This is a genomic window from Klenkia sp. AC732 (genome assembly GCF_979256525.1).
The window spans coordinates 90958-115989 of the sequence record NZ_CEEDOS010000002.1 but is presented as its reverse complement, the minus strand read 5'-3'; the positions used below and the strand labels follow the sequence as shown (position 1 = coordinate 115989).

General features: G+C 74.4%; 27 protein-coding genes and 1 other RNA gene. 4 read left to right on the top strand and 24 right to left on the bottom strand.

Features of this window, described 5'->3' with window-relative positions; all coding sequences use genetic code 11:
* Window positions 1-3 precede the first annotated feature (3 nt).
* Window positions 4-380: a transfer-messenger RNA gene (gene ssrA / locus AC0IVP_RS01565) on the bottom strand.
* A gap of 251 nt (window positions 381-631) precedes the next feature.
* On the bottom strand, window positions 632-1783 hold the full coding sequence (locus AC0IVP_RS01560) for a magnesium and cobalt transport protein CorA (protein WP_056292349.1): 1152 nt from the start codon (window positions 1781-1783) through the stop codon (window positions 632-634).
* Window positions 1784-2177: 394 nt separating this feature from the next.
* On the opposite strand from AC0IVP_RS01560, the gene AC0IVP_RS01555 reads away from it, so the two are divergent.
* Window positions 2178-3065: a cutinase family protein gene (locus AC0IVP_RS01555; RefSeq protein WP_157519191.1), complete on the top strand. Its 888-nt coding sequence runs from the start codon at window positions 2178-2180 to the stop codon at window positions 3063-3065.
* Window positions 3066-3147: 82 nt separating this feature from the next.
* On the top strand, window positions 3148-3816 hold the full coding sequence (yczE, locus tag AC0IVP_RS01550; protein ID WP_471754091.1) for a membrane protein YczE: 669 nt from the start codon (window positions 3148-3150) through the stop codon (window positions 3814-3816).
* Window position 3817: 1 nt separating this feature from the next.
* Here yczE and AC0IVP_RS01545 read toward each other — a convergent pair whose 3' ends face one another.
* The 15 genes from AC0IVP_RS01545 to AC0IVP_RS01475 form a co-directional block, all read right to left on the bottom strand.
* Entirely contained in the window at window positions 3818-4381 is a 564-nt protein-coding gene (locus tag AC0IVP_RS01545) for a carboxymuconolactone decarboxylase family protein (protein ID WP_235564627.1), read from the bottom strand.
* Window positions 4378-5271 carry an SCO6745 family protein gene (locus tag AC0IVP_RS01540; RefSeq protein ID WP_471754088.1) on the bottom strand — a complete coding sequence of 298 codons (894 nt, stop codon included), beginning with the start codon at window positions 5269-5271 and terminating at the stop codon, window positions 4378-4380. Before AC0IVP_RS01540 ends, AC0IVP_RS01545 begins: the two co-directional genes overlap by 4 nt.
* 25 nt (window positions 5272-5296) lie before the next feature.
* Window positions 5297-6268 carry a GNAT family N-acetyltransferase gene (locus AC0IVP_RS01535; RefSeq protein ID WP_471754086.1) on the bottom strand — a complete coding sequence of 324 codons (972 nt, stop codon included), beginning with the start codon at window positions 6266-6268 and terminating at the stop codon, window positions 5297-5299.
* Between the two features lie 11 nt (window positions 6269-6279).
* The gene (locus tag AC0IVP_RS01530) at window positions 6280-7170 is read right to left on the bottom strand and encodes an amidohydrolase family protein (RefSeq protein ID WP_471754084.1); all 891 of its coding nucleotides are present in this window, start codon (window positions 7168-7170) and stop codon (window positions 6280-6282) included.
* A 28-nt stretch (window positions 7171-7198) separates the two neighbouring features.
* On the bottom strand, window positions 7199-8122 hold the full coding sequence (locus tag AC0IVP_RS01525) for an NADP-dependent oxidoreductase (RefSeq protein WP_471754082.1): 924 nt from the start codon (window positions 8120-8122) through the stop codon (window positions 7199-7201).
* Complete coding sequence (gene smpB, locus AC0IVP_RS01520; RefSeq protein ID WP_056292324.1) at window positions 8119-8601, bottom strand: SsrA-binding protein SmpB; 483 nt, start codon at window positions 8599-8601, stop codon at window positions 8119-8121. Before smpB ends, AC0IVP_RS01525 begins: the two co-directional genes overlap by 4 nt.
* A 99-nt stretch (window positions 8602-8700) precedes the next feature.
* Window positions 8701-9585 carry a permease-like cell division protein FtsX gene (ftsX, locus tag AC0IVP_RS01515; RefSeq protein WP_471754080.1) on the bottom strand — a complete coding sequence of 295 codons (885 nt, stop codon included), beginning with the start codon at window positions 9583-9585 and terminating at the stop codon, window positions 8701-8703.
* 33 nt (window positions 9586-9618) lie between these two features.
* Window positions 9619-10308, bottom strand: coding sequence for a cell division ATP-binding protein FtsE (gene ftsE, locus AC0IVP_RS01510; protein WP_056292318.1), 690 nt, complete (start codon window positions 10306-10308; stop codon window positions 9619-9621).
* Between the two features lie 140 nt (window positions 10309-10448).
* Window positions 10449-11567, bottom strand: coding sequence for a peptide chain release factor 2 (gene prfB, locus AC0IVP_RS01505; RefSeq protein ID WP_082556701.1), 1119 nt, complete (start codon window positions 11565-11567; stop codon window positions 10449-10451).
* A gap of 58 nt (window positions 11568-11625) precedes the next feature.
* Window positions 11626-12156 carry a phage tail protein gene (locus AC0IVP_RS01500; RefSeq protein WP_471754078.1) on the bottom strand — a complete coding sequence of 177 codons (531 nt, stop codon included), beginning with the start codon at window positions 12154-12156 and terminating at the stop codon, window positions 11626-11628.
* 2 nt (window positions 12157-12158) lie between these two features.
* Window positions 12159-12659, bottom strand: a complete 501-nt coding sequence (locus AC0IVP_RS01495) for a phage tail protein (protein WP_471754076.1) — start codon at window positions 12657-12659, stop codon at window positions 12159-12161.
* Window positions 12656-13165 carry a phage tail protein gene (locus tag AC0IVP_RS01490; protein ID WP_471754074.1) on the bottom strand — a complete coding sequence of 170 codons (510 nt, stop codon included), beginning with the start codon at window positions 13163-13165 and terminating at the stop codon, window positions 12656-12658. Before AC0IVP_RS01490 ends, AC0IVP_RS01495 begins: the two co-directional genes overlap by 4 nt.
* Window positions 13165-13458: a DUF6916 family protein gene (locus AC0IVP_RS01485; RefSeq protein WP_471754072.1), complete on the bottom strand. Its 294-nt coding sequence runs from the start codon at window positions 13456-13458 to the stop codon at window positions 13165-13167. Before AC0IVP_RS01485 ends, AC0IVP_RS01490 begins: the two co-directional genes overlap by 1 nt.
* The gene (locus AC0IVP_RS01480) at window positions 13446-13949 is read right to left on the bottom strand and encodes a GNAT family N-acetyltransferase (RefSeq protein ID WP_157519177.1); all 504 of its coding nucleotides are present in this window, start codon (window positions 13947-13949) and stop codon (window positions 13446-13448) included. The genes AC0IVP_RS01485 and AC0IVP_RS01480 overlap by 13 nt, the downstream gene beginning before the upstream one ends.
* Window positions 13942-14367: a DUF6916 family protein gene (locus AC0IVP_RS01475; protein ID WP_056292297.1), complete on the bottom strand. Its 426-nt coding sequence runs from the start codon at window positions 14365-14367 to the stop codon at window positions 13942-13944. The genes AC0IVP_RS01480 and AC0IVP_RS01475 overlap by 8 nt, the downstream gene beginning before the upstream one ends.
* Window positions 14368-14580: 213 nt before the next feature.
* On the opposite strand from AC0IVP_RS01475, the gene AC0IVP_RS01470 reads away from it, so the two are divergent.
* Window positions 14581-18441, top strand: coding sequence for a beta strand repeat-containing protein (locus AC0IVP_RS01470; RefSeq protein WP_471754070.1), 3861 nt, complete (start codon window positions 14581-14583; stop codon window positions 18439-18441).
* 68 nt (window positions 18442-18509) lie between these two features.
* Entirely contained in the window at window positions 18510-18797 is a 288-nt protein-coding gene (locus AC0IVP_RS01465; RefSeq protein WP_471754068.1) for a DUF6343 family protein, read from the top strand.
* Window positions 18798-18831: 34 nt separating this feature from the next.
* On the opposite strand, the gene AC0IVP_RS01460 is transcribed toward AC0IVP_RS01465, so the two are convergent.
* The 7 genes from AC0IVP_RS01460 to AC0IVP_RS01430 all read right to left on the bottom strand — a co-directional run bounded on the left by AC0IVP_RS01460 (window position 18832) and on the right by AC0IVP_RS01430 (window position 24867).
* Window positions 18832-20532 (bottom strand): putative bifunctional diguanylate cyclase/phosphodiesterase, encoded by a 1701-nt coding sequence (locus AC0IVP_RS01460; protein ID WP_235564624.1) that lies wholly within the window; start codon window positions 20530-20532, stop codon window positions 18832-18834.
* A gap of 198 nt (window positions 20533-20730) precedes the next feature.
* Complete coding sequence (locus AC0IVP_RS01455) at window positions 20731-21201, bottom strand: hypothetical protein (RefSeq protein WP_471754066.1); 471 nt, start codon at window positions 21199-21201, stop codon at window positions 20731-20733.
* Window positions 21198-21605 (bottom strand): TadE/TadG family type IV pilus assembly protein, encoded by a 408-nt coding sequence (locus AC0IVP_RS01450; protein WP_056292282.1) that lies wholly within the window; start codon window positions 21603-21605, stop codon window positions 21198-21200. The genes AC0IVP_RS01455 and AC0IVP_RS01450 overlap by 4 nt, the downstream gene beginning before the upstream one ends.
* Window positions 21598-21807 (bottom strand): hypothetical protein, encoded by a 210-nt coding sequence (locus AC0IVP_RS01445; protein ID WP_056292278.1) that lies wholly within the window; start codon window positions 21805-21807, stop codon window positions 21598-21600. Before AC0IVP_RS01445 ends, AC0IVP_RS01450 begins: the two co-directional genes overlap by 8 nt.
* A gap of 32 nt (window positions 21808-21839) precedes the next feature.
* Window positions 21840-22781 carry a type II secretion system F family protein gene (locus tag AC0IVP_RS01440; RefSeq protein WP_471754064.1) on the bottom strand — a complete coding sequence of 314 codons (942 nt, stop codon included), beginning with the start codon at window positions 22779-22781 and terminating at the stop codon, window positions 21840-21842.
* Window positions 22778-23641: a type II secretion system F family protein gene (locus tag AC0IVP_RS01435; protein WP_471754062.1), complete on the bottom strand. Its 864-nt coding sequence runs from the start codon at window positions 23639-23641 to the stop codon at window positions 22778-22780. Before AC0IVP_RS01435 ends, AC0IVP_RS01440 begins: the two co-directional genes overlap by 4 nt.
* Entirely contained in the window at window positions 23638-24867 is a 1230-nt protein-coding gene (locus AC0IVP_RS01430) for a CpaF family protein (RefSeq protein WP_471754060.1), read from the bottom strand. The genes AC0IVP_RS01435 and AC0IVP_RS01430 overlap by 4 nt, the downstream gene beginning before the upstream one ends.
* Window positions 24868-25032 lie beyond the last annotated feature (165 nt).

Here is a 25032-nt window from a genome sequence, read left to right as displayed (position 1 = left end):
TGCTGGTGGAGGTGGCGGGAATCGAACCCGCGTCCTTCGACGCATCACCAGGGCTTCTCCGAGCGCAGTCCGCTCTGTCCCTACTCGACCTTCCTGATCCCACGAACAAGTCAGGACGACAGGCCCAGTCGCTGTTTGGTGTCCCTCGCAGATCCGCGACCGATCCGCGAGGTGGAGTCATCTAGCTGATGCCAGGATCCGGGCCGATGACAGAACCCGGGCTGACAGACTCACACTGGCTGCTTAGGCAGCGAGTGCGAAGTCGCGCTGACTGGAGTCGGCGCTTGTGTGTTGTGCAACGCGTGGTTAACGAGCTCATCGTTGCCTTCCTCGGCCCGCTTCCCCTGATGCCACGACCGAAGTCGAGACCAATCACCCCCTGTGCAGTTGTACGAGCACTGTAACCGCCCCGGGGCGCCGCGTCTTCCCGCTCCTCGCGCCGCGAGGCGATCCACGCAGGACGTCGGCGTACTCGACGCGCCGCCAGGGGACGGATGCGCGCTCGTGCCGCTCATCCCGCGGCGTGGACGGCGCGGCAGCGCGGCACACGCTGGGGTGCGCGCCCAGGCCGGCGTGCCCCCGTCGAGTCCGGTCCTGGCGCGCACCCGGCGGGTCGGCGCCCGCCGACGCCTCAGATCCAGTCGCGGCGCTTGAAGACGACGTAGAGGGTGAAGCTGACCGCGAACATCAGGGCCAGCGCGAACGGGTAGCCGAAGGCCCAGCCCAGCTCGGGCATGTGCGAGAAGTTCATCCCGTACACGCCGCCGACCAGGGACGGGGCGAAGAGGATGGCCGCCCAGGCGGAGATCTTCTTGACCTCCTCGCCCTGCGCGATCGAGGTCTCCGACAGCGTCTTCATCTCCTCGTTCTGCCGCTGGGCGACGAGGGTGGCGTTGACGGTGAGGATGTCGCGCAGCTGCAGCCGGAAGCCGTCGACCCGCTCGTTGATGCCGGTGACGTGGTCGGCGACGTCGCGCAGGTAGGCCCGCAGGTCCTCGTCGACGCCGTACTTCTCGAAGCCCGCGGTGATCGCCGCGCAGATGCCGGCCAGCGGGGCGCAGGCCCGCTGGACGTCGAGGACCTCCTGGGACAGCTCGTAGATCCGCCGGGACACCCGCGGGTCCCCGCGGAACACCTCGAGCTCGATCTCGTCGATGTCCTTGTCCAGCCCGTCGACGACCGGCACGTACCCGTCGACGACGGCGTCCAGGATCGCGTAGAGCACCGCCTCGGTCCCCCGGGCCAGCAGCTCGGGGTCGCTCTCCAGCCGGCGCCGCACCCGGGACAGGTCCGGGGACTCGGCGTGCCGGATGGTGATCGCGAAGTCCCGGCCCAGGAACAGGTGCAGCTCGCCGAACTCGACCTCCTCGCGGGCGTCGAGGTACCGGGCCGCCTTGAGGACGACGAAGAGCGTGTCCCCGTAGCGCTCGAACTTCGGCCGCTGGTGGGCGTGGATGGCGTCCTCGACGGCCAGCTCGGGCAGGTCGTACTGCTCGGCCAGCTCGCCCACCTGGTGCGGCTCGGGCCGGTACAGCCCCAGCCAGACCAGCCGGCCCTCGGCGAGGTCGTCGGTCAGCCAGGCGTGGCTCTCGGCCGGGGAGTCCGGCGTGGCGATCCGCTTGCCGTTGCTGTAGACGGCGTTGTCGATGATCTTGGCGGCCCGGCCGGGCAGCTCCAGGCGCGCCTCGGGGGCGTGCGGGACCCCGTTGTGCCGGGGGCGGCGGGTCAGCGTGGTGAGCGCGGTGAGCGGTGCGGTGAGCTGGGTGCGGCGGCGGTCGGCCACGACGGACTCCCTGGGTGGTGCGGCTGGGGACGTCGGCAGAGGTCCCCCGTGCACCGCGTCAGGCGGCGGGGACCTCGGGACTGTGACTGGGGGGCTCGCTGCGCACCGCGCGCCACCTCCCGTCGTGTCGGGGCCCTGTCGTGCGGGCTGTCGTGTGGGCCGTCGACGATGGTGACACGCCCGGTCCGCGGCACGCACGGCCGCCGCGCGTCGACGAGGTGAACACCACTCTCCGTCACGCCCCCGCCCGGGCGGGCGACTCTCCCGGGGCCTGGCCTCCCGGGCGCAGCTGTGGGCAGACTGTGCGCGTCCCGCGACCGGCTGTCACCGGTCCCGTCGAACCCAGGCACCGGGACCCGGTCCGCCCCCTCGACTGCGGAGACCCCTCGTGACGATGCTCGCCCAGCGCCTGCGGCGCACCACCCTGTCCCTCCTCACCTCCACCGCCGTCGTCGGCACGGCGGTCGCCGGCGCCGTCGTGGCCACCGCCGCGCCCGCGGCGGCCGCCTGCGCCGACGTCGACGTCGTCTTCGCCCGCGGGACGGGCGAGACGCCCGGCCTGGGCATCACCGGGCGCCCCTTCGTGTCCGCCCTGACCAGCCAGCTCGGCGACCGGACGGTGAGCTCCTACGCCGTCGACTACGCCGCGAACACCGCCCAGACCAGCGCGGGGCCCGGTGCCACCGACATGAGCCGGCACATCAGCCAGGTCGCCGCCGAGTGCCCGGGCACCCGCTTCGTCATCGGCGGCTACTCCCAGGGGGCGACCGTCACCGACATCGCCGTCGGCATCCGCACCGGCACGACCACCGGGACGCCGATCCCGGCGGCGCTGGCCGACCGGGTGGCCGCGGTCGTCGTCTTCGGCAACCCGCTGGGGCTGTCCGGCGGCCGGACCATCGCCACGTCCAGCACCACCTACGGGCCGCGGTCGGTCGACTACTGCAACAGCTCGGACAGCGTCTGCGGCAGCCAGCCGAAGACCGGGACCGGCGGGCACCTCAGCTACGCCGGCAACGGGGCGACCACAGCGGGGGCCGGGTTCGCCGCGGCACGGGTCCGGGCGGCCGGCACGCCCACGACCCCGCCCACCACGCCCCCGTCGTCGTCCTGCGTCAGCGCCACGCCCCGGGCGCACGTGGACGCCGGCCGGGCGGTGTCGGTCTACGGCGTCGCCTACGCGCGCGGCAGCCGGGACCGGCTCGGCTACACGATCAGCCAGACCGCGGTCGCCGTGCAGCAGGACAGCGCCACCTCCTGGTCCCGGGTCACGAGCTGCTGAGCCCGCTCCGGCCGGTGGACTGCGGTCCACCGGCCGGAGTGGACTGCTCGGCGCACCGGTGGACTGCGTCAGGCTGGACGGCGTGTCCACGCTCCTGCCCTCGCTGACCCCGCTGCAGCAGCTGCGCGCCGGCCGGCTGCCCCGCCGCCTGGTCCAGCTCTACGCCGGCCTGGTGCTCTACGGCTTCTCGATGGCGATGGTCATCGAGGCGGGGCTGGGCCTGGACCCCTGGGACGTGCTGCACCAGGGCCTCGCCGAGCAGCTGGGCTGGTCCTTCGGGGCGGTGACCATCGTGGTGGGCGCGCTGGTGCTGCTGCTGTGGGTGCCGCTGCGCCAGTGGCCGGGCCTGGGCACGGTCAGCAACGTCGTGGTCATCGGGCTCGCCGTCGACGCCGGGCTGGCGGTCCTGCCGCCGGTGGAGTCGCTGCCGGTCCGGACCGCCCTGCTGCTGGGCGGGGTGCTGGCCAACGGGCTGGCCGGCGCCGCCTACCTGGGCAGCTCCTTCGGGGCCGGCCCGCGCGACGGGCTGATGACCGGCCTGGTCACCCGCACCGGGCGCAGCGTCCGGCTGGTCCGCACCTGCCTGGAGCTGACCGTGCTGGCCCTGGGCGTGCTGCTGGGCGGGACGGTCGGTGTCGGCACCGTGCTCTACGCCGTCGCGATCGGCCCGCTCGTGCAGCTCTTCCTGCCACTGGTCGCAGTCGCGCTACCAGCACCCACGCGCGAGGTGCCGGCCGACCTGGTCCCGTGACTCAGCCGGCGACCTCGCCCTCGGGCGGGGGCACCTGCAGCGCGACCAGGAACCGGCTGACCATCGCGTAGCCGCCGATGGTCACCATCAGCTCGACGATCTCCCGCTCGCTGAACTCGGCACGCACCTGCTCGAAGAGCAGCTCGGGCACCTCGATGCCCCAGGTGGAGGCGTCGGTCAGCTCCAGGACCAGGTTCTGCCGCGCGTCGAAGTGGGTGGAGGGGTCCTGCTCGTAGAGGGCGTCGATCTGGGCGTCGGTGACCCCGGCGCGGCGGGCGGCGTCCTTGTGCGCGACCCACTCGAAGGCCGCGTTGTTCAGCACCGCGACCCGCAGGATGGCCAGCTCGCGGAGGTCGGCGGCCAGCGACGAGCGGTGGCGCAGTGCACCCAGCAGCTCGTTCCAGCCGTCGGCGACCGGCGGGCTGTGCAGCAGCAGCTGGTCCAGCGCGGACAGCTCGCCGCCCCGGCGGGCGGCCATCCGGTCGGCGATGGGCCGGGCGTCCGCGCCGACCTCGGGGAAGGGCAGCCGGGCCGGACCCGTCGCCTCGTGCTCGTGTGCGGTCACTTGCGGCCTCCTGCGAAGACGTCGGCGGGGAACGCGCCGTGGGCGGTGAGGGTGCGGGCCATCGGCCGGGCGAGCTCCACGACCCGCTCGGTGCGCTCGGTGCCCAGGTGGTCGAAGGGCTGGCGGGACAGCTGGTCGGTCCGGTCCTCGACGGCGGCGCGCTGGGCCAGCCCGTCGTCGGTGAGCCCGGCGTCGTCGACCAGACCCCGGTCGGCCAGGCGCTGCGTGGCCTCGGCCCACTCCTCCGGGGACCAGCCCCGGGTCTTCTGCGCGGCCGGTTCGGTGAACCCGCGGCCGGACGCCGTGTGCGTCACCAGCGCCTCCAGGCCGGACAGCCCGTGCTCCTGCAGCGCCATCAGGTGCCCGTCGCCGCGGTGCTCGCGGACCAGGGTGACCGCGTGCCACAGCCGGGTGACCGGGTCGGTGGGCCAGGGCAGGTCGGCGTGCCCGGCGTACAGCGCTCTGGCCTCGGGCCGCAGCACGGTGGTCGCCTCGGCAAGCAGGTCACCGAGCTCGACGACGTCCTCGGTGGGGGTGTCGCCCAGCAGCCGGGTCAGCGAGGCCCGGGCGCACGCGAAGCGGGCCTCGACCACGGCCTCGGGCGAGGCCAGCGTCCAGGCCCGCGGCACGTGCCGGGCCACCAGACCGGGGGCGAAGTTGTAGAACGCCGCCGTCACCACGCCCGGCCCCACGGCGCCCATCGGCGCGGCCCGCCCGGCGAAGTACGTCATCCGCCCGGGCCGCAGCCCGATCGCGGTGAGGTGCTCGTCGAGCTCGGGGGCGAAGTAGGTGTGCGAGTGCAGCGGCTCGATCGTCCGGTGCGCCCGGCTGGCGAGCCTGCTGTCGACGGCTCCGTCGACGGGGGGTGTGAGCTGATCCACGCTGACCATGTGCGGACACTACTGTCCACCGGGCTCAGCGGGCGGGCAGCTGCCGGGACCAGGACACCTGGGTGTGCTTCGTGGCGAACCCCAGCGACTCGTAGAGCCCCAGTGCCTGGGTCACGTTGTCGGTGTCGACCTCCAGGGACGCCGAGTCGCAGCCGGCCGCGGCCGCGGCCCGCAGCGCCGCGACGATGACCGCCTTGGCCAGTCCGCGCCCCCGGGCGGTGGGGACGACGCCGATCTGCCCGTAGTAGGCGTCGGTCCGGCCGGTGGCCGCGGTGTCGGCCTCGTGCACGTAGGCCAGCACGTAGGCCACGACCTCGTCGTCGAGGACGGCGAGGGCGGTGAGGTCCGGACGGAACGCGGCCCGGCCGGTGAACATGGCCTCCCACGAGGTCCGGTCCCGCTCGCTGGAGCCGTAGTGCTCGGTGAACGCGGCGTTGTGGGCGTGCCGGACCTGCTCGTCGCGGGCCCAGTCGAAGGCGGTGAGCTCGACGCCGTCCACCGTGCGGGCCGGCGGCAGGTCGGTGAGCGGGCGGGTCATCTGCTGGAACCAGCGGACCGGCTCCAACCCGGCCCGGCGCAGCAGCGGGGTGAGGCCGGCGACGGAGTCCTGGGCCAGCACGGTCAGCCGGGCCGGTGCCTCCGGGTGGCGGTCGGCGTGCACCTGGGCGCCGCGTTCCAGCTGCCACGCCAGCAGCGCGCGGCCGATCCCGCGGCCGCGGTGGTCGGGGTGCACCCGCCCGTCCAGGTGCACGCCGTAGGCGTCCCGGAAGGTGGGCGGGGCGATCGCCGTCCCGACGGCGACGAGGGTGTCGCCCTCCCGCACGGCGAGGGTGTCCGCGGGCTCGGCGAAGGGTGCGAACCAGTACTCGGCGAAGTCCTCCTCCCCCATGTGCTCACCGGTGGCGTCGACCCGCTCGGCGGCGGCGTAGAGGGCCGTGACGGCGGGCAGGTCGTCGCGCGTGAGCGGGGCGGTGGTGAGGCCGGCGGGGAAGATCACGGGTCCCGAGGCTAGTTCCCCAGGCCGAACAGCCGCGCCCCGTTCCCCCAGACGACGGCCCGCAGCCAGCCCTCCCCCAGCTCCAGGCGCTGCAGTGCGGCCAGCTGGTGGGCGTAGGGGTAGGGGATGGCGGGGAAGTCGCTGCCCAGCAGCACCTTGTCCCGCAACGCACCCAGCCGGGGCAGCAGCGAGCGGTCGAAGGGCATCAGCCGCTCGGTGAAGTCGGTCGCGAACATGGTGGTGTCCAGGTGGACGCCCTCGTACCGCTCGGCCAGGTCGAGGAAGTCGGCGTACTCGGGCATGCCCAGGTGCGCGATGACCAGCTGCAGCCCGGGGTGCCGCTCCAGCAGCCCGGCCATCGGCGTCGGGCCGGTGTGCTCCCCGGCCAGCGGGCCGGAACCGCAGTGGATGACGACCGGCGTGCCGGCGGACTCCAGCTGCGCCCAGACGGCGTCCAGCAGCTCGTGCCTGGGGTCGAAGGAGCCGACCTGGACGTGCACCTTGAACGCCCGGGTGCCGCCCTCGAGGGCCTGCGCGACGTAGCGCGCGGCCTCGGGCTCCGGGAAGAAGGTCGCCGACCGCAGGGCGCGGGGGTGGGCCCGGGCGAAGTCGGCCGACCAGTCGTTCAGCCAGGCGGCCATGCCCGGCTTGTGCGGGTAGGGCAGCGTGGTGAACGCCGCGACGCCGAGCCGCTCCAGCTGCGCCAGCCGCTCCTCCACCGAGCCCCGGTAGGTGATCGGCCAGGGCGCGCCGTAGTGGGTCTGCGCCTGGTCGAAGTAGCCCCACACCTTCTCCTGCACGCGCGGCGGGAGGAAGTGCACGTGCACGTCGACCAGGCCGGGCACGCCCAGCTCGGTCCACCAGCGGGGGACGTCGACGTCGTCGGCGGGCGGGGTCAGCACCCCGCCGACCCTAGGTCGACCGACCCCCTCAGCGCAGGGTGACGACGACCTTGCCGCGCACGTGCCCGGCGGCGACCAGCTCGTGCGCCTCCCCGGTGCGCTCCAGCGGGAACGCCTTGGCGATCGGCACCCGCAGCTGACCGTCGTCGGCGAGGCGGGCCAGCTCCTCGAGGTCGTGGGCGTCGGGCCGGACGAACACGTAGCGGCCGCCGAGGTCGTTGACGGCGGGGTCGACGACCGAGGCGATCCGGGACCGGTCGCGCACCTGGTCCGGTGCGTCGGCCAGCACCGGCCCGCCCACCAGGTCCAGGACGGCGTCGACGGGCTCGGTCAGCTGCCCGCTCATCGGCCCGGCGGAGTAGTCGAAGACCTCGGCGCAGCCGGCCTCGCGGAGGAACCCGTGGTTCTTGGGCGAGGCGGTGCCGATGACGTGCGCGCCCAGCGCGACGGCGATCTGCACCGCGTTGAACCCGACGCCGCCGGCGGCCCGGTGCACCAGCACCCGGTCGCCCTCGCCGACGTCGAGGGCCTCGGTGAGCGCCTGGTAGGCGGTCAGCCCGGCCAGCGGCAGCGCGCCGGCCTCGGCGAAGGACAGCGACTCGGGCTTGTGGGCCAGGCAGCGCTGCGGGGCGGCGACCAGCTCGGCGCAGGTGCCCAGCCCGACGTCGTCCCGGCGGACGTAGCCGAAGACCTCGTCGCCGACGGCGAACGCCGTGACGGCGGGACCGACCTGCTCGACGGTCCCGGAGACGTCCCAGCCGGGCACGATCGGGAAGTGGTGCGGGAAGAGCTCGGCGAGCCCGCCGGAGCGGATGCCGACGTCGACCGGGTTGACCCCGGCGGCGTGCACCCGGACCAGGACGACGTCCGGCCCGACCGGCGGGGTCGGCAGGTCCTCGCGCAGCAGCAGCACCTCGACGCCGCCGAAGCGGTCGTAGGAGATCCCCCTCATCGCCGTCCACCCCTCTTCACGTACTGCCCGAACGCGCGTTCCATCTCCCGGCGGCTGTCCTTCTCCGCGAGGTCCTGGCGCTTGTCGTAGCTCTTCTTGCCCTTGGCCAGGGCGAGGGTGGCCTTGGCGCGGCCGTCCTTGAAGTACAGGTCCAGCGGGACGAGCGTGAGCCCGCCCTCCTTGGTCTTGCCGATCAGCTTCTCGATCTCCGACCGGTGCATGAGGATCTTCCGCTTGCGGCGCGGGGTGTGGTTGGTCCAGGTGCCCTCGGTGTACTCCGGGATGTGCACGTGGTGCAGCCAGACCTCACCGCCCTCGACCATGGCGAACCCGTCGACGAGCGAGGCACGACCCATCCGCAGGCTCTTGACCTCGGTCCCGGTCAGCACCAGGCCGACCTCGAAGGTGTCGAGGATCGAGTAGTCGTGCCGCGCCTTCTTGTTCTGGGCGATGAACTTCCGCCCCTGTTCACGCGGCATGCCACCAGGCTACCGGCGGCGCGCCACCCGGTTCCCGGCACGGACGACGACGGCCACCCGCCCCGGGCGGGGAGGGTGGCCGTCGTGCGGCGGCGTCGGTCAGAGCCGGACGTACAACCGCAGGGTCACGTAGGCCGCGATCGCGGCCAGCAGCATGCCGGCGCCGGTGATGACCGGGCTGATCGTGGCGATCACGCCCCAGTCGACCGGCGGGATGATGCCCGCGCGGATCGGCCCGGCCAGGGTGCGGTCGATGAAGAGCACCTTGGTCAGCACCAGGCCCACCGTGGCCAGCAGCCCACCGAGCAGGCCGGCGAGGGCGGCCTCCAGGATGAAGGGCAGCTGGGTGTACCAGCGGGAGGCCCCGACGAGTCTCATGATGTTGGTCTCGTTGCGCCGGTTGAAGGCCGCGAGCTGGATCGTGTTGGAGATCAGCAGCAACGCGGCCAGCGCCTGGACGACGGCCACCGCGATGGTGGCGTTGCGCGCGCCGTTGAGCAGGCTGAACAGCCGGTCGAGGAAGTCGCCCTCGTCGCGGACCTGGTCCACGCCGTTCTCCCCGTTCGGGAACTCCTGGGCGATGACCGAGTAGCGCTCGGGGTTGACCAGCTCGACCCGGAAGCTCTCGGGCAGCGCGTCGGGGTCGGTGTTCTCGACCAGGGCGGGCTGCTGGCTGAACTGCTCGGTGAAGCGCTGGTAGGCCTCGGCCTTGGACTCGTAGATGAAGTCGGCGACCTCCGGTGAGCCGGCGAGCTCGTCGGAGATGGTCTGCCGCTGCTCCTCGGTGACGTCGTCGGCCAGGAAGATCGAGACCTGGACCTTGTCGTAGTAGATCGCGCGCATGTCGCTGATCATGTTGGCGATGACCAGCCCGGTCCCCATGAGAGCCAGCGAGATGCCGGTCGTCAGGATCATGGCGACCGTCATGGTCAGGTTCCGACGCAGCCCGGTGGCCACCTCGGAGAGGACGAAGTTGACGCGCATGTGTTCCTCAGTCGTTCCTGGTCGGGGCCGGCGTCAGCGACCGACGCCGTAGACGCCGCGCGACTGGTCGCGGGTCACGGTGCCGTCGTTGAGCTCGATCACGCGGCGCCGCATCGAGTCGACGATGTGGTAGTCGTGCGTGGCCATCACCACGGTGGTCCCGGTGCGGTTGATCCGCTCCAGCAGCAGCATGATGCCCTGGCTGGTCTCGGGGTCCAGGTTGCCGGTGGGCTCGTCGGCCAGCAGCACCAGCGGCCGGTTCACGAAGGCCCGGGCGATCGCGACGCGCTGCTGCTCGCCACCGGAGAGCTCGGTGGGCAGGCGCTCGGCCTTGCCCTCCAGGCCGACCATCTCCAGCACCTCGGGGACGACGCGCTTGATGGTCTTCTGTGGCTTGTTGATCACCTCGAGGGCGAACGCGACGTTCTCCGCGACCGTGCGGTTGCGCAGCAGCCGGAAGTCCTGGAAGACGCAGCCCATCGTGCGGCGCAGCTTGGGCACCTGCCACTTGCTCATCGTGTTCAGGGTCTTGTCGTTGACCTTGATCGTGCCCTTGGTGGGGTCGTCCTCCTTCAGCAGGAGGCGCAGGAAGGTCGACTTCCCGCTGCCCGAGGACCCGATGAGGAAGACGAACTCGCCCTTCTCGATCTCCATGGAGACGTCGTCCAGCGCCGGCCGAGGGCTCGTCGGATACAGCTTGGTGACGTGTTGCAATTCGATCACGAGGCGCCACGCTACCCGTCCGGCGTCCCATGATGTCCCGTTGCGGCGGCGCGCCGGGACACTTCCGTGAGCGCTCACCGACCCCGCCGGGACGACGCGCCGACCAGGCCGCTCCCAGGGTCCGGGCGCGTCCGGGGCGGTTAGACCGCCTCGGCGGCCTCCTGCTCCTGCTGCTTGCGCCAGCGGATCCCGGCCTCGATGAAGGGGTCCAGGTCGCCGTCCAGGACGGTGCTCGGGTTGCCCGACTCCACCTCGGTCCGCAGGTCCTTGACCATCTGGTAGGGGTGCAGCACGTAGGAGCGCATCTGGTTGCCCCAGCTGCTGCCCTCGCCCTTGAGGGCGTCCATCTCGGCCTTCTCCTCGCGCTGGCGCACGACGAGCAGGCGGGCCTGCAGGACCTTGAGCGCGGCGGCCCGGTTCTGGATCTGGGACTTCTCGTTCTGGCAGGACACGACGATGCCGGTGGGGATGTGGGTCATCCGGACGGCGGAGTCGGTGGTGTTGACCGACTGGCCACCGGGACCCGAGGAGCGGAAGACGTCGACCCGGATCTCGTTCTCGGGGATCTCCACGTGGTCGGTCTGGTCGACCACGGGCAGCACCTCGACGCCGGCGAAGGAGGTCTGCCGGCGGCCCTGGTTGTCGAAGGGCGAGATGCGCACCAGCCGGTGCGTGCCCTGCTCGACCGACAGCGTGCCGTAGGCGTAGGGCTGCTTGACGGCGAAGGTGGCCGACTTGATGCCGGCCTCCTCGGCGTAGGAGGTGTCGTAGAGCTCGGTCGGGTAGCCCTTGCGCTCGGCCCAGCGCAGGTACATGCGCAGCAGCATCTCGGCGAAGTCCGCGGCGTCGATGCCCCCGGCCTCCGAGCGGATCGTCACCAGCGCCTCGCGGGAGTCGTACTCCCCCGACAGCAGGGTGCGGACCTCGAGCTCCTCGATGGTCTTGTGCAACGCCTCGACCTCGCGCTCGGCCTCCGCGCGGGTGGCCTCGTCGTCCTCCTCGGCGGCCATCTCCCACAGCACGCCGACGTCGTCGATGCGCGAGCGCAGGTCCTCGACCCGGCGGAGGTCGCCCTGCAGGTAGGACAGCCGGGAGGTCAGCTTCTGGGCGCTCTCGACGTCGTCCCACAGGTCGGGGGCGGCCGACTGCTGCTCCAGGTCGCGGATCTCGTCGCGCAGGTCGTCGAGCTTGAGGACGGCCTCGATGGACTTCAGGGTCCCGTCGAGTGCGTCCAGGCGGGAGGAGAAGTCGGCAGCCACGTCTGACCACGGTAGTGGTCAGGGGCAAGGCCGGTGCCCGGGCGTGCCGGGCACCGCCTCACGGACGCTGCGGGAAGACCCCCTGCAGCGCGATGCAGAAGGTGACCACCAGGTACGGCGGCATGTTGGTGTGCGGCAGACCGCCCCCGGCGGGGGCGAGTGCCGCGGGGTGCATCGGGACGTCGGGAGCCCCGGTGGCGTAGGTGCGGTCGCGCCGACGTCCCCAGGCCGCGCTGCCCCAGACCGCGTTCTGCGGCGAGTTCTGGTCCCCGAGACCCGACGCACCGCGGACCGTGTGGGTGTGTGCGGGCATCTCGCCGGGGGTCAGGGCGACCGTCGCCTGGCCGCCCGTCTCCCCCTGCGTGCGCAGACTGAGCCCGGGACCCTGGCCGGGCCCGAGGGGGGTGGCCCCGCGGAGGTCGGGCAGCGCGAACGTGGACCTCCCGTCCCCCCCGTAGACGGTGCCGAGCAGGGAGAACAGCGCGGTGTTCTGGGAGATGGGCAGCACCTGGCCGTTGCACAGCGCCCAGCCCGTGGGAGCGAAGGCGAACGGGAAGAGCCGGATCTCGGCGACGAACGGGTCGGTCATGGTCAGTTCCTGCTCGGGAAGATGCCCTGGAGGGCGATGACGAAGTGCACGACGAGCGTCGGCGGGCGGTTCTCGTGCGGTTGGACGGCGCCGCCCACGGGCTCGACGGCCGAGGTCGCCATCGGCACCGACGACGCAGGCGGGCCGTAGGCGGGCGCGGGCGCCGAGGCCCAGGTCGAGCCCCCGGCGGTGGTGCTGTCGGCGGTCCGCCGGGCCAGTGCCTGGTGAGTGTGCAGGGGGACCTCGCTCAGCGACAGGGTCACCGTCGGCAGCCCGCCTCGCTGGCCGGGCGGCAGGTCCTCCGCTGTGTGGACGGGGATGCGGTCGCGCATGTCCGGCAACGCGAAGGTGGTGACGCCGTTCCCGCCGTAGGTGGTGCCCAGCAGGGCGAACAGCGCCTGGTTCTGGTTGATCGGCAGCAGCTGGCCGTTGCAGGAGGCCCAGCCCCTGGGCGGGGAGTCGAAGGAGACCATCCGGATCTCGGCGAGGAAGGGCTCGCTCACGTCGGACTCGGGAAGATGCCGAACAGCGAGATGATGTGGTGGATCGCGACGAAGGGCGACATGTTCTCGTGCGGCTGGCCCGCACCGGCCGGCGCCAGGGCCGCGCCGGCCAGGACCACGTCCGGCACCCCCGAGGAGTACTGCTGGTCGGCCCAGGTGGCCCAGACACCCCCCTCGGGCGACGTCGCCGTCGCGGCCGCCGCGGAGCCCATGGCCTGGTGGGTGTGCTGCGGGAGCTGCGCCGCGGTGAGCGTCACCGACTCGACGCCCGACGCGACGCCGAGCTGGCTCTGCTGGCTCTGCTGGCTCCTGTGCAGCGGCATGCGACCCCGCATGTCCGGCAGGGCGAAGGTCTCCTGCCCGTCACCCCCGTAGGTGGTGCCGATCAGCGCGAAGAGGGTGTCGGCGTCGGCGATCGACAGCAGGCTGCCGTCGCAGAACGACCACCCCACGGGTGCGAAGTTGCCCGCGAACAACCGGATCTCCCCGATGTAGGGCTGGGACATCAGTGCTCGTCTCTGCTCGGCAGGCGGGTGAAGACCGCCTGCAGCTCGATGCCGTCGCTGCCGGGGTGCGGCACCAGGAAGACCGGCGTGGGCGCCAGGCCGGGACCGGACACCAGGCGGGTGCCCTGTGCGGTGTCGGAGGCCAGTCCCCCGGAGAAGACCAGGGTGAAAGCGTCGGGACCCGAGGGGCGGCAGGACACCAACCGCGCCGTCGACCCCACGCCCGCCTCGTCGACCATGTCGACGTCCAGACCGGTCAGCGACGACCAGTCCGCCACGGTCACCGGGTGCATGCCGGCACCGGCCCGTCGTGGCGCAGCTGCAGGCGCCCGTCCGCGCCGGCGGACCCGGGCACGGGCCGGAACCCCAGCCCCGCGTACAGCCGGCCCGCGGCGGGGTCGTCGGCCCAGACGCTGAGCGTGACCGGGACGCCGAGGACCTGCGCCTCGGCGAGCACGACGCACAGTGCCGCCGTCGCCACGCCGCGGCGGCGGTCGGCGGTGGCCACCGCGACGTCGAGCACGTGCAGTGCGTCGCCGGTGACCGCCGTCCAGCAGCGGCCGACGCGGCGGCCCCCGCTCAGCAGCACGTGGTCGGTGGACACCGGGAAGGACGCCCGGTACTGCCCGTCCCGGGCGCGGACCTGCTGCTCGGCCAACGGCCGCGCGACGGCGTCCGGCAGCCCGGCCGGCGCCCACTGCTCGGCCAGCACCGCGGCCGACAGGTCGCGGAGGAACTCCTCGTCGCCGGGTCCCGCCGGCCGGACGTCGACCACCTCAGGCACCCCGCCGCACCACGGCGTGCAGCTCGCGCTCGCCGACTGCACCCACCGGGGAGAGGAAGAGCACCGCCGTCCCGACGCCCGGGGTGGCGAGCTCGACGATGCCCTCCTGCAGCGGGCGGGTGCCGGCACCGAGGTCCTCCAGGGCCAGGGTGAAGGCGGACTCGGGGTCGGCCGGGACGGTGGTGGGGTCCAGCACGGCGCGCAGACGCAGCTCGTGCGCGACGGCGTCCCCGGTCACGGCCGTGAACACCGCACCGACGACGCCGAGGTAGGCCGAGCGCCCGGGCACCGGGAGCGGCCCCCGCACCGCGGAGGCGTCGACGGCGAGCGCAGCCGGAGCGACGAGCGGCCCGAGGGCACCGGCCAGGCCGAGGGCACCGGCGCCAGCGAGGACGTGCCGGCGACTGACCAGGACCACGACGACTCCTCGGGGCACGCCGGGCCCTGGCGGGGCCGGTCAGCTGCGGAGTCTGCCCAGCCGCGGCAGGGCTGCGCGGCCATTTGGCAGATGTCGGCGTGGCTCCGTGCTCGCGCTGTCGAGTCTCCACCGCGTGGTCCCGGACGTCGTCCCGGCTCGCGCGGCAGGGTGGCCTGCGTGCCACGACCCGCGGCGGCACGAGGTGGAGGAACCGTGTCCCGCTCGTCCCGTCGGTCCGCCCGCTCGGCCCTGGTGCTCGCCGTCGCCGGGGTCTCGGTGGCCGGGCAGCTCGTGCTGCTGCCGGCCTCGACGGCGGTCGCCGCGACGGCCCTGACGGTCAGCACGACGGCCGACGTGCCGGCCGGGACGGGCGCCTGCGGCAACCCCGCGACGACCACCGCGCCCTCGCCACTGAGCCTGCGCGAGGCCACCTGCCTGGCCGACAACACCGGCGGCGAGGTGACCATCACGGTCCCCGCCGGGACGTACTCCCTCACCTCGGGGCCGCTCGTCGTGGGCACGGCGCCGGGCCGGGACGTCCGGGTCGTCGGGGCGGGCGCCGCCTCGACCGTGGTGACCGCCGGGTACCTGAGCCGGGTCGTGGTGATGGACCCCTCGGCGACCGGCGGGGTCGCCCTCACGCTGACCGGCCTGACCCTCGCCGAGGGCGCCGACGACACGTTCGGCGGGGCCGGGGTGCTCGGCGGGTCCGTCGACGCCGCGCAGGCGGACTCGCTGACCCTGGTCGACTCCGTGGTGCGGGACAACCGCGCCAACACCGGCTCGACCACCCGCAGCAACGCCCCCGGCGGCGGCATCCAGTTCATCGGCGGCCGTCTGACCCTGACCCGGACGACCGTCGCGGGCAACACCTCCGGGGCCAGTGCCGGCTCCGGCGTCGCCTACGAGGCCACCGGCGCCACCCCCGGTGAGGCGCTCACGATCACCGGCGGGACCTTCTCCACCAACCGGAGCACCAGCCCGACGGCGGGCCTGGACAACGGTGGCGCCCTCGTCGTCCGCGGTGCCGGCACCGCCACGGTGGACGGGGTGCGCTTCGTCGACAACGCCGCCGACGCCACGGCGGGCGCCGGCACCGGCGCTGCCATCTGGGCGCAGAGCGGCCAGCTGTCGGTGCGGCACTCGACCTTCACCGGCAACCAGGCCGCCGGGCCCGCGGGTTCCGGGGGCGCCGTCGCGGTCGCCGGGGGCACCGCCGACCTGCGGTTCAACCGCTTCACCGCCAACACCGCCGCGAACGGTTCGGCGTTGTCCAGCAACGCCGCGGTCGTGGCGACCTCCAACTGGTGGGGCTGCTCGACCGGGCCGGGCACCCCGGGCTGCGACACGGTCCGCGGTCCCGCCACGGTCACCCCGCGGCTGACCCTCCTCGTCACCGCGGCCCCGCCCACGGTCCAGGGCCCGGGCGCCAGCAGCACGGTGCGGGCGGCACTGACCACCGACAGCGGCGGCTCCGCGGTGGCGCCCGCCGACCTGACCGCGTTCAGCGGCCTCCCGGTGACCTTCGCCGACCCGCCGGGCGACGCCACCGTCGGCGGCTCGGCCGGTCCCCGCGTCGTGCCGCTGGCCGCCGGGGTCGCCGAGGTCGGCTACCAGAGCGGCACGGTGTCGGGACCCAGCCCCGTCACCGCCACCCTGGACGCCGGTACCGGCTCCGGCTCGGTCGTCGTCCAGCGTGCGCCCGCCTTCACCGGCGCCACGACCGCCGCACTGCCGGTGTCGACCCCGGCCTCGGTCGCCGTCACCACCACCGGCTACCCGGCCCCGGCGATCACCACCGCCTCGACGCTGCCCGCGGGCGTCCTGCTCAGCGACGCCGGCGACGGCACGGCCACCCTGTCCGGCACGCCCGCCGCCGGCTCCGAGGGGACCTACCCGGTCCTCCTGAAGGCGGCCAACGGGACCACCGACGCGACCACGACCCTGACGCTCACCGTCTACCGCAGCCCGGCCTTCACCAGCCCGGCCACCGCGACCCTGGTGGCCGGCACCCCGGCCACCGTCGCCGTCACCACCAGCGCCGCCCCCGCCGTCACCTCGGTGGCCCTGGTGTCGGGCACGCTGCCGGCCGGCCTCACGCTCTCGGGCACCGGCGCCGGCCGCACCCTGTCCGGGACGCCGACCACGGCCGGCACGTCCGTCCTGCGCTTCACCGCGACCAACGGCTTCGCCCCCGACGCCGTGCAGGACCTGGTGGTCACCGTGCAGGGGTCCCCGGTCGTCACGACCCAGCCCGCCGACCAGGAGGTCGCCCCCGGGCCCGTCACGCTGACGGCCGCGGCCTCGGGTTCCCCGACGCCGACCGTGCAGTGGCAGCGGGCCGCTCCGGGCGGGGCCTTCGCGGACGTGCCCGGTGCGACCTCGACATCGCTGACGGTGACCCTCGCCCTCGCCGACGACGGCGTCCGGTTCCGGGCCGTGTTCACCAACCCCGCGGACACCGCGACCACCCGGGCGGCCACCGTCTCGGTGGGCACCGCACCGGCGTTCGTCACCCCCGCCACCGGCACGCTGCGGGTCGGCACCGCCGGCTCGGTCCCGCTGGAGGTCAGCGGCAGCCCCGCGGCCACCGTGCGGGCCACCACGGCGCTGCCCTCCTGGCTCACCCTGACCCCGCAGGGCGGTGGCCGGGCGACCCTGTCGGGCACCCCGCCGGTGGGCGCCGGTGGCGTGCTGACGATCGGCCTGGCCGCCGCGAACAACCGAGGGCAGGAGACGACGCAGAGCTTCTCCCTCGTCGTCGACGAGTCGCCCCGGTTCACCTCGGGCAGCACGGCCACGTTCACCGCCGGCGCCGCCGGGACGGTCCTGGTCGCCACGACCGGCGGGCACCCCACCCCGGTGACCGTCACCGGCGCGGCGCTGCCGGGCTGGCTCACGCTGACCGACCAGGGCAACGGGTCCGCGCTGCTCACCGGTACCCCGCCGGCCGGGTCGGGGGGCACCTCGACGGTCACGCTGACCGCCCGGACCACCGGCGGCTCCGCCGGGGCCACGACCCAGACGCTGACCGTCCGGGTCGACGAGTCCCCCACCCTGAGCGTGCCGGCGACCGCCTCGGTGGCCGTGGGCAGCGCGCTGACCGTCGCCGTCAGCACGTCCGGCGGCTTCCCGGCGCCCCCGGCCCTCACGGCGACCAGCACCCCCGCCCTGCCGGCGGGCCTCGCCCTGGTCGACGCCGGGGACGGCACCGCGACCCTGCGCGGCACGCCCGGTGCCGGGTCCGGCGGGGTCTACCGCGTCGTCGTCACCGCCACCCCCGGCGGCACGGCGGCACCGGCGACCGCCCCGCTCGAGCTGACCGTGCTGGAGCCGCCCGCGTTCACCAGCACCGACCGGATCGTCCTCAGCACCGGGTCCCCGGCCCGCTTCGTCGTGACCACCAGCGCGGGGCGCCCCGCCGGGCCGGTCGCCGTGACGGTCGACCCCGCCACGCTGCCGGCCGGCCTGACGTCGACCGACGTCGGTGACGGCACCGCTGTGCTCAGCGGCGTCCCGACCACGGACGGCACCACGGTCGTCACCTACAGCGCCAGCAACGGCCTGGCCCCCGCGGCCACCCAGCAGCTCACCATCCGGGTGGCCGCGGCCGCCGCGGTGACCCTGCCGCCGACGGCGCCGGCCGCAGCGGCCCCACTGCTGGGACTGGCCGCGACGACCCCGCGCGGGGCTCCCGTCGTGGTCAGCGGGGACGGGTGCGCGCCGGGCGCGGTCGTCACGGTGGCGCTGTACCCGGGCGCCGTCGAGCTGGCCCGGACCACGGCCGACGCCTCGGGGGTCTTCAGCACCCCGGTGTCCCTGGGCGACGCCCCCGGCCAGCGGGTCCTCGTCAGCGGGTGCACGGGCCTGGACGGCGGGGTCCGCTTCCTGTCCTCGACCACCACGGTGGTCGCCGTCCCGCCGCCGGGGTCGACCGGCACCGGCACCCTGCCGGCGCCGGGGCTGCTGGCCCGCACCGGTCCGGCGGTCGAGGTGCTCACCCTGCTCCTGGTCGCCGGCGCCGCCCTCGTCGGCGGGGCGTGGCTGACCCGGGTGGCCCGCCGCCGGGCCTGAGCACCGGCTCGAGCACGGAGGCCCCGGAGGACGCGTGTCCTCCGGGGCGCCGGGTACCGGGGGTCGCCATGAGCGATCGGGAGTCCCAGCGCACCCGGGCCGGCGTCGAGCGCGGCCGGTCCGACCACCACGACCCGACGGCGGGCATCGGCGGGGCCGCGCCTGCACAGTCCGCGCTCACGCTGCGGCTGGTGCTGGCCCTGTTCGGCCTCGTCGTCTGCACCGGGGGCGGGTTCCTGCTGTGGCGGACGCCGGTTCCCGCGGTGTTCGCGGTCGCGCTGTGGGTGCTGGCCCTGGTGGCGCTGATCGACATCGGCGTCGTCGCCCGGCGCAAGGCCCGCGGCGAACCGGGCTGAGCCGCTGGTCAGCCGACCAGCCGGGCTGCAGGGCTCAGCCGGGGACGACGGCGCGGCGGCGGCTGCGCGAGCCCAGCCAGCGGGGCAGGTCCTCGGCGGGCATCGGCCGGGCGATGTGGAAGCCCTGGCCGTAGGTGCAGCCCAGGGCCGCGACGAGGGCCAGCTGGGCCTCGGTCTCGATGCCCTCGGCGACGCTGCGCATGCCGCAGGCCCGGGCCAGGCCGACGACGGTCTCGACGGCGGCCGCGGACTGGCTGGCCTCCTTGTGGTCGGCGGCGGCGACGCCGGCGACCAGGCTGCGGTCGATCTTGAGGATGCCGGCGGGCATGGAGACGATCTGCCCGAGGCAGGAGAACCCGCTGCCGAAGTCGTCGATGGACACCTCGATGCCCGAGACCCGCAGCTCGGCGAACTGGGCGGCGGCACGCTCGGGGTCCTCGGCGACGCTGGTCTCGGTGAGCTCGACGACCAGCCGTTCGGGCCGCAGCCCGGAGGCGGTGAGCGCGGCGGTGACGTCGGCGACGAGGGTGCCCGAGCCGATGTGGGTGGCGCTGATGTTGACCGCGGCGGTGAGCGGCAGGCCCATGGCGTCCCAGGCGGCGGCGTCCCGCGCGACGGTGCCGAGCACCCAGCGGGTCAGCTCGTCGACCAGGCCGTTGGCCTCGGCGACGGGCACGAAGTCCCCGGGGGGCAGCAGACCGCGCGTGGGGTGCTGCCAGCGGACGAGGGCCTCGACGCCGGTGACGGCGCGGGTCCGCAGGTGCATGAGCGGTTGGTAGTGGACGACGAGCTGGTCGGTGGCGATGGCCTCGCGCAGCTCGCCGGCGACCCACAGCCGGCGCTGGGCGGCGACCCGCAGCTCCGGGGAGAACAGCCGGACGGCGTTGCGGCCGGCGGACTTGGCCGCGTACATGGCGAGGTCGGCGTCCCGGACGAGGTCGCCGGCGCGGCCGTCCCCGGAGCCGTCGGTGACCGCGATGCCGATGCTCACCGTCAACGGCACGGTCTGGCCGTCCACGGCGAAGGGCTCGGCGAACGCGCCCTGGCAGCGCAGGGCGAGGGCGGCGGCGTCGGCCTCGTCGCAACCGCGGCCCAGGACGACGAACTCGTCGCCGCCGAGCCGGCCGACGGTGTCCTCGGTGCGGGTGTGCGCGGCCAGCCGCAGGGCGACCTCGCGGATCAGCTCGTCGCCGGCGTCGTGGCCCAGGCTGTCGTTGACGGCCTTGAAGCCGTCGACGTCGAGGAAGAGCACCGCGACCGGGAGCCCACCGGGGGCGGCCAGCTCGTCGTCGATGAGCTCCTGCAGGTGCACCCGGTTGGGCAGCTCGGTGAGGTCGTCGTACCGGGAGGCGCGGGCGGCGCCACGGACGGCCTCGACCCGGGCGGTGATGTCGGTGTGGGTGACGACGAGCCGGCCGGCGTCGTCGACGCGGGTGGCCTGGACGTGCACCCAGCGGCCGGCCTGGCCCGGGGCGAGCGGGACGTCGACGGAGACCATCGGGCCGCCGCGGGAGGACAGCTCGCCGAGCGCGGCGAGCAGGTCACGCACGTCGGGGTCGTCACGGACGGCGAGCACGGCCTCGGTGTAGTCCCCGCCCACCGAGACCGGGAGACCGGGCCGGTGCCGCAGCTGCTCGGTCCAGGCGGCGTTGACCAGGACGATCGTGCCGTCGGCGTCGAGCAGGACGGCGGGGGCGGGCAGCGCGTCCAGGACGGCGCCGACCGCGGGTGCCACGTCGGGGACCACCCGCTGTGACCGGTGACCACCCAGTCGGGGCCCGTCCGGCAGGTGGACGGCGGGTGACGACACACAGCAGAGACTAGGGAACACGCCGACGCTCGCGCTGCGTGACGGTCCTCGCGCGGACCACCCGCCGGTGTGTCGCCCGGGCGCGTCGCGGGTCGGTCACCCCAGCCGTCCCACCTGTCACAGTCAGGCGTCGACGTAGCGGTCGCGTTCGACCACGAACTGCCCCGTCGCGGTGTTCGCGTCGATGAACTCGGGCAGCAGCGGGACCCGCACGGTCACGGTGACGCAGACGCTGAACTCCTCCCCCGGCGCCAGCGTGGGAACGTACCCGCCGGTGGTCGCCGAGCACTCCACGCCGGCCGGCACGTAGGCGACGGTGACGTCGGTGGCGTCGACCGCCTGGTCGGCCACGGCGAGGGCCGCCGCCGCCTCGGCGCGGGCCAGCCCGGTCGCCGGGTCCGGTGCGGTCGCCACGGCCCGGCCGGCCTCCCGGGCGGCGGCGTCGGCGGCGAAGACCCCGCGCTGCACCGCGGAGAACCCGGCGACCAGGTAGACCAGCGGCACGAAGACGACCAGGGCGATGAAGACGAACTCGACGATCGCCGAGCCGCGTTCCCCGTCGTCCCGGCGCCCCTCCTCCACGGCCGCGCTCACGACGCCTCCTCCACCGCTCTGCCGGTCACCTGGAGCGGCAGCAGGTCGCCGAGGGCCGCGAGCAGGCTGGGCACCGAGCCCTCGCACCGCACGACCACGAGCACCAGACCACTGGGGTCGGTCTCCTGCACGCTGGTGCAACGCAGCCCGCGGGCGGTCTGCACGCTGGTCGCCGCGGCCACCACCTCCAGGGCCCGGTCGGCCCCGACCGCGGCGGGCACGTCGGCGTTGGCGGCGTAGCGGGCGCCCTCCTGCGCCGACGCCGTCACCACGTTGCGGACGTGCACGTAGACCGCGACCTGCAGCACCGCCAGCAGCAGGACGACGACGAGCACCGACACGAAGACGAAGTCGACGACGGCGCTCCCCCGCTCGCCGTCCTCGCGCGGCCCGGGCTCAGCCACCGCCGGCGGTGACCGAGCTCAGCGCGTTCTCCACCGCCGTGACGATCGCCTCGCGGAACGGGATGAGGATCGCCAGCACGAGGGCTGCGGTCATCACCGTGATCATGACCCAGCCGGGCACGTCGCCACGCTCCGGGTCGGGCCCGCGCAGGCGGGTCGCGAGTGCCGCGAGAGCGGTGAGCAGGACGGTCAGGACGGGCACGGGCGGTCTCCTCGAGGTGGTGCGGTGGACCCTCACTGCGCGAGGGTGACGATGCTGATCAGGCCCGGGAACAGGGCGAAGAGGACGGTCACGGGGAGCACCAGGAAGACGACCGGGATCATCATCTGGATCTCCTTGGCGCCGCCGGCCTCCAGCAGCCGGCGCTTGCCGGCCTCCCGGACGTCGGCGGCCTGGGCGCGGAGCACCTCGGCCAGCGGGGTGCCCCGCTCGATGGCGACGACGACCCCGTCGACGAACCGGGCCAGCGCCTCCAGCGAGGTGCGGTCGGCGAGCTGCTGGAGGGCGTCGACGAGGGGCACCCCGGCGCGGGCGCGCCCCAGCGCCCCGGAGAGCTCGCGGGCCAGCTCCCCGCCGGACAGCCGGGTGACCCGGGCGATGGCCGCGACGGGGCTCTCCCCGGCGGTGACCGCCAGCGCCAGCAGCTCGGCGACCACGGGGAACTCGGCCAGCAGCAGCTCCTCGCGGCGCTGCACCTGCTGGGTCAGCCACCAGTCCCGGCCCAGGACTCCGCCGACCAGGCCGGCGGTGCACAGCAGGACGCCGGAGAGCACGTTCACCCCGCCGGCGACGACGGACCCGCCCGCGACCAGGACGGCGCCGCCGAGCAGCCCGAGGCCACCCCACACGACCTGCTCTACCCGGAAGTCCTCGACGGTGGTGTCGGTGGCCAGCGCGTCCAGCCGCCGCCGGACGGCGACCCGACCGCCGAGCACCCGGTCGACGAACCGGGCCCCGTCGGCGAGCGTGGGGCCGAAGACCCGGCGGGCGGCGCTGAGCAGGCCGGCCTCGGTGGCCGTGCCCAGCAGCCGGGACGGCGGCGGGGTGTCCTGCACGTAGGGCGCCAGCCGGTCGACCAGCCGCACCGCCCGGAACGGCGGCGCGTAGGTCAGCAGCAGCACCAGCCCGGTGGCCGCTGCGAGGCCGAGGAGCACGCCGGTGGTCCCCGCGCTCACTGGAGCACCCGCACGTCCTGGGGCAGCCGACCGATCCGCAGCATGAGGCGGTAGGCGACGAAGCAGGTCACGCCGCCGGCGACCAGGATCGCCGTCCCGACCGGGCTGTCGTAGGCGGCCAGCGTCTGCTGCTGGGTGGCCAGCAGCAGCAGGACCACCCAGGGCGCACCGACGGCCAGACGTGCCGCCTGCACGACCCAGCCCTGCCGGGTCTCCAGTTCCGCCCGCGCCCGGGCGTCCTCGCGCAGGAAGGTGGCCAGCGTGCGCAGCACCCGGCCCAGGTCGCTGCCGCCGACCTCGCGGGCCACCCGCAGGGTCTCCATGATCCGGTCGCCGACGGGGTCGGCGAGGTCGTCCTTGAGCCGGTCGAGGGAGTCGGTGAACCGGCCGGTGGCCCGGTGGTCGGCGGCGAACCGGGCAAAGGGGGCCCGCAGCGCCTCGGGGCCTCGGGTGGCCAGCGCGCCGAGCGCCTCCGGGAGGGAGAGCCCCGCCCGGACGGCGGAGGCCAGGTTGTCCACGACCTCGGGCCAGACCTCGCGGAGGTCCGCGCGCCGCTTGACCGCGAGCCGGCGGACCAGCAGGTACGGGACGGCGGCACCGAACCCGGCGAAGGCCAGGCTGATGGTGACCGTGCCTGTGGTGACCAGCACGAGCACCAGCACGACCAGCCCCAGGCCGACCTGCAGCGCGAGCAGCTGGGCGGGGTTGATCCCGGTCAGGCCGGCCGCGGACAGCAGCTGCTGGCGCCGTCCGCCACCTCGCGGCCGCTCCCGGCGCACCGGGGCGCGGGGTCCGCTGCGCCAGACCAGCAGCAGACCGACCCCCAGGGCGAGCCCCAGCAGCGAGCCGGACACGGTCACCGCCGGTCCCCCAGCAGCGCCGGCAGGTCCAGGCCCAGTGCGGTGAAGCGCTCGGGGTGCGGCGGGTAGCCGTCGGCCCGGACCAACCGGCCGTCGCGGGTGGTGAACACGTCCGCGGTCTCCACGACCGAGCCCTCGGCCCGCCCGGGAAGGGCCACGACCTCCCGCACCCGGCGCTGGCCGGAGGGGTCGGTGCCCACGTGCACCACGAGGTCGACGCTGCTGGCCACCGTGGGGACGACGAACGCGTGGCCGATGTTCTCCCCGGCCAGCAGCGGCAGGGTGCACATCTTCACCACGGCCTCGCGGGCGCTGTTGGCGTGCAGCGTGCACATGCCGGGCAGCCCGGAGTTCAGCGCGATGAGCAGGTCCAGGCACTCCTCCTGGCGCACCTCGCCGACGACCAGGCGCGAGGGCCGCATCCGCAGCGCCTCCTTCACCAGGCGGCGCAGCGGGATCTCCCCGGCGCCCTCGAGGTTGGGCTGGCGGGTCTGCATCGCCACCACGTCGGGCAGCGGGACCCGCAGCTCGAAGACCTCCTCGCAGGTCACCACACGCTCGCGGGCCGGGATCGCCGAGCACAGGCAGTTGAGCAGCGTGGTCTTGCCCGCCTGGGTGCCCCCGCTGACCAGGAGGTTGAGCCCCGCGGCGACGGCGGCCTCCAGGAACCGGGCGACCTGCGCGGTGAGGGTGCCCAGGGCGACCAGCTCGTCGAGGCTGTGGGCCTGGAGCACGAACTTGCGGATGTTCACCGCCATGTGCCGGCGCGTGATGTCGGGGATGACCACGTGCAGCCGGGAACCGTCGGGCAGCGTGGCGTCCACGAACGGTGTCGACATGTCGATCCGTCGACCCGAGGAGCGCAGCATCCGCTCCACCAGGTCGGCCAGCTCGCCGGCGCCCAGGATCGTGGTGGTCAGCTCGCTGCGACCCCGGCGGGCGACGAAGACCCGGCCGGGCTCGTTCACCCAGATCTCCTCGACCTCGGGGTCGTCCAGCCACCGCTGCAGCGGGCCGAACCCGGCGACCCGGTCCAGCACGTCGCGCACCACGGCGTCCGGGTCGCCGATGGGCGGCAGCGCCGAGGACAGCGACCGCTCGGCGTACTCGACGACCACGTCGCGCACCAGCAGCCGGACCGGCGCCGGGTCGGTGAAGGGGTCCAGGCCGCGGCGGCGGATGAGCTCGCGGACCTCGCCGTCGACGACGTCCAGTGCGGTCGACACGCTCGCCACGACACCCCCCGGGAGACCCGCTCGACGGACATCGAGACTGGCGGGGAATCTAAGTGCTCGAGGCGCTCCGTGGGGTCTGACCTGGGCTTCTGTGGACAACCACCCACGGTGACCACCCGAACGGGTGTAGTCCCGGGTCACACCCGATCACCGGCT

Bases quoted from the DNA above. Each gene is read 5' to 3' on its own strand.
- AC0IVP_RS01555 (WP_157519191.1), top strand. From the start codon at position 2,178: ATGCTCGCCCAGCGCCTGCGGCGCACCACCCTGTCCCTCCTCACCTCC.
- AC0IVP_RS01540 (WP_471754088.1), bottom strand. From the start codon at position 5,271: ATGGTCAGCGTGGATCAGCTCACACCCCCCGTCGACGGAGCCGTCGAC.
- AC0IVP_RS01525 (WP_471754082.1), bottom strand. From the start codon at position 8,122: ATGAGGGGGATCTCCTACGACCGCTTCGGCGGCGTCGAGGTGCTGCTG.
- smpB (WP_056292324.1), bottom strand. From the start codon at position 8,601: ATGCCGCGTGAACAGGGGCGGAAGTTCATCGCCCAGAACAAGAAGGCG.
- ftsX (WP_471754080.1), bottom strand. From the start codon at position 9,585: ATGCGCGTCAACTTCGTCCTCTCCGAGGTGGCCACCGGGCTGCGTCGG.
- AC0IVP_RS01500 (WP_471754078.1), bottom strand. From the start codon at position 12,156: ATGACCGACCCGTTCGTCGCCGAGATCCGGCTCTTCCCGTTCGCCTTC.
- AC0IVP_RS01490 (WP_471754074.1), bottom strand. From the start codon at position 13,165: ATGTCCCAGCCCTACATCGGGGAGATCCGGTTGTTCGCGGGCAACTTC.
- AC0IVP_RS01485 (WP_471754072.1), bottom strand. From the start codon at position 13,458: ATGCACCCGGTGACCGTGGCGGACTGGTCGTCGCTGACCGGTCTGGAC.
- AC0IVP_RS01465 (WP_471754068.1), top strand. From the start codon at position 18,510: ATGAGCGATCGGGAGTCCCAGCGCACCCGGGCCGGCGTCGAGCGCGGC.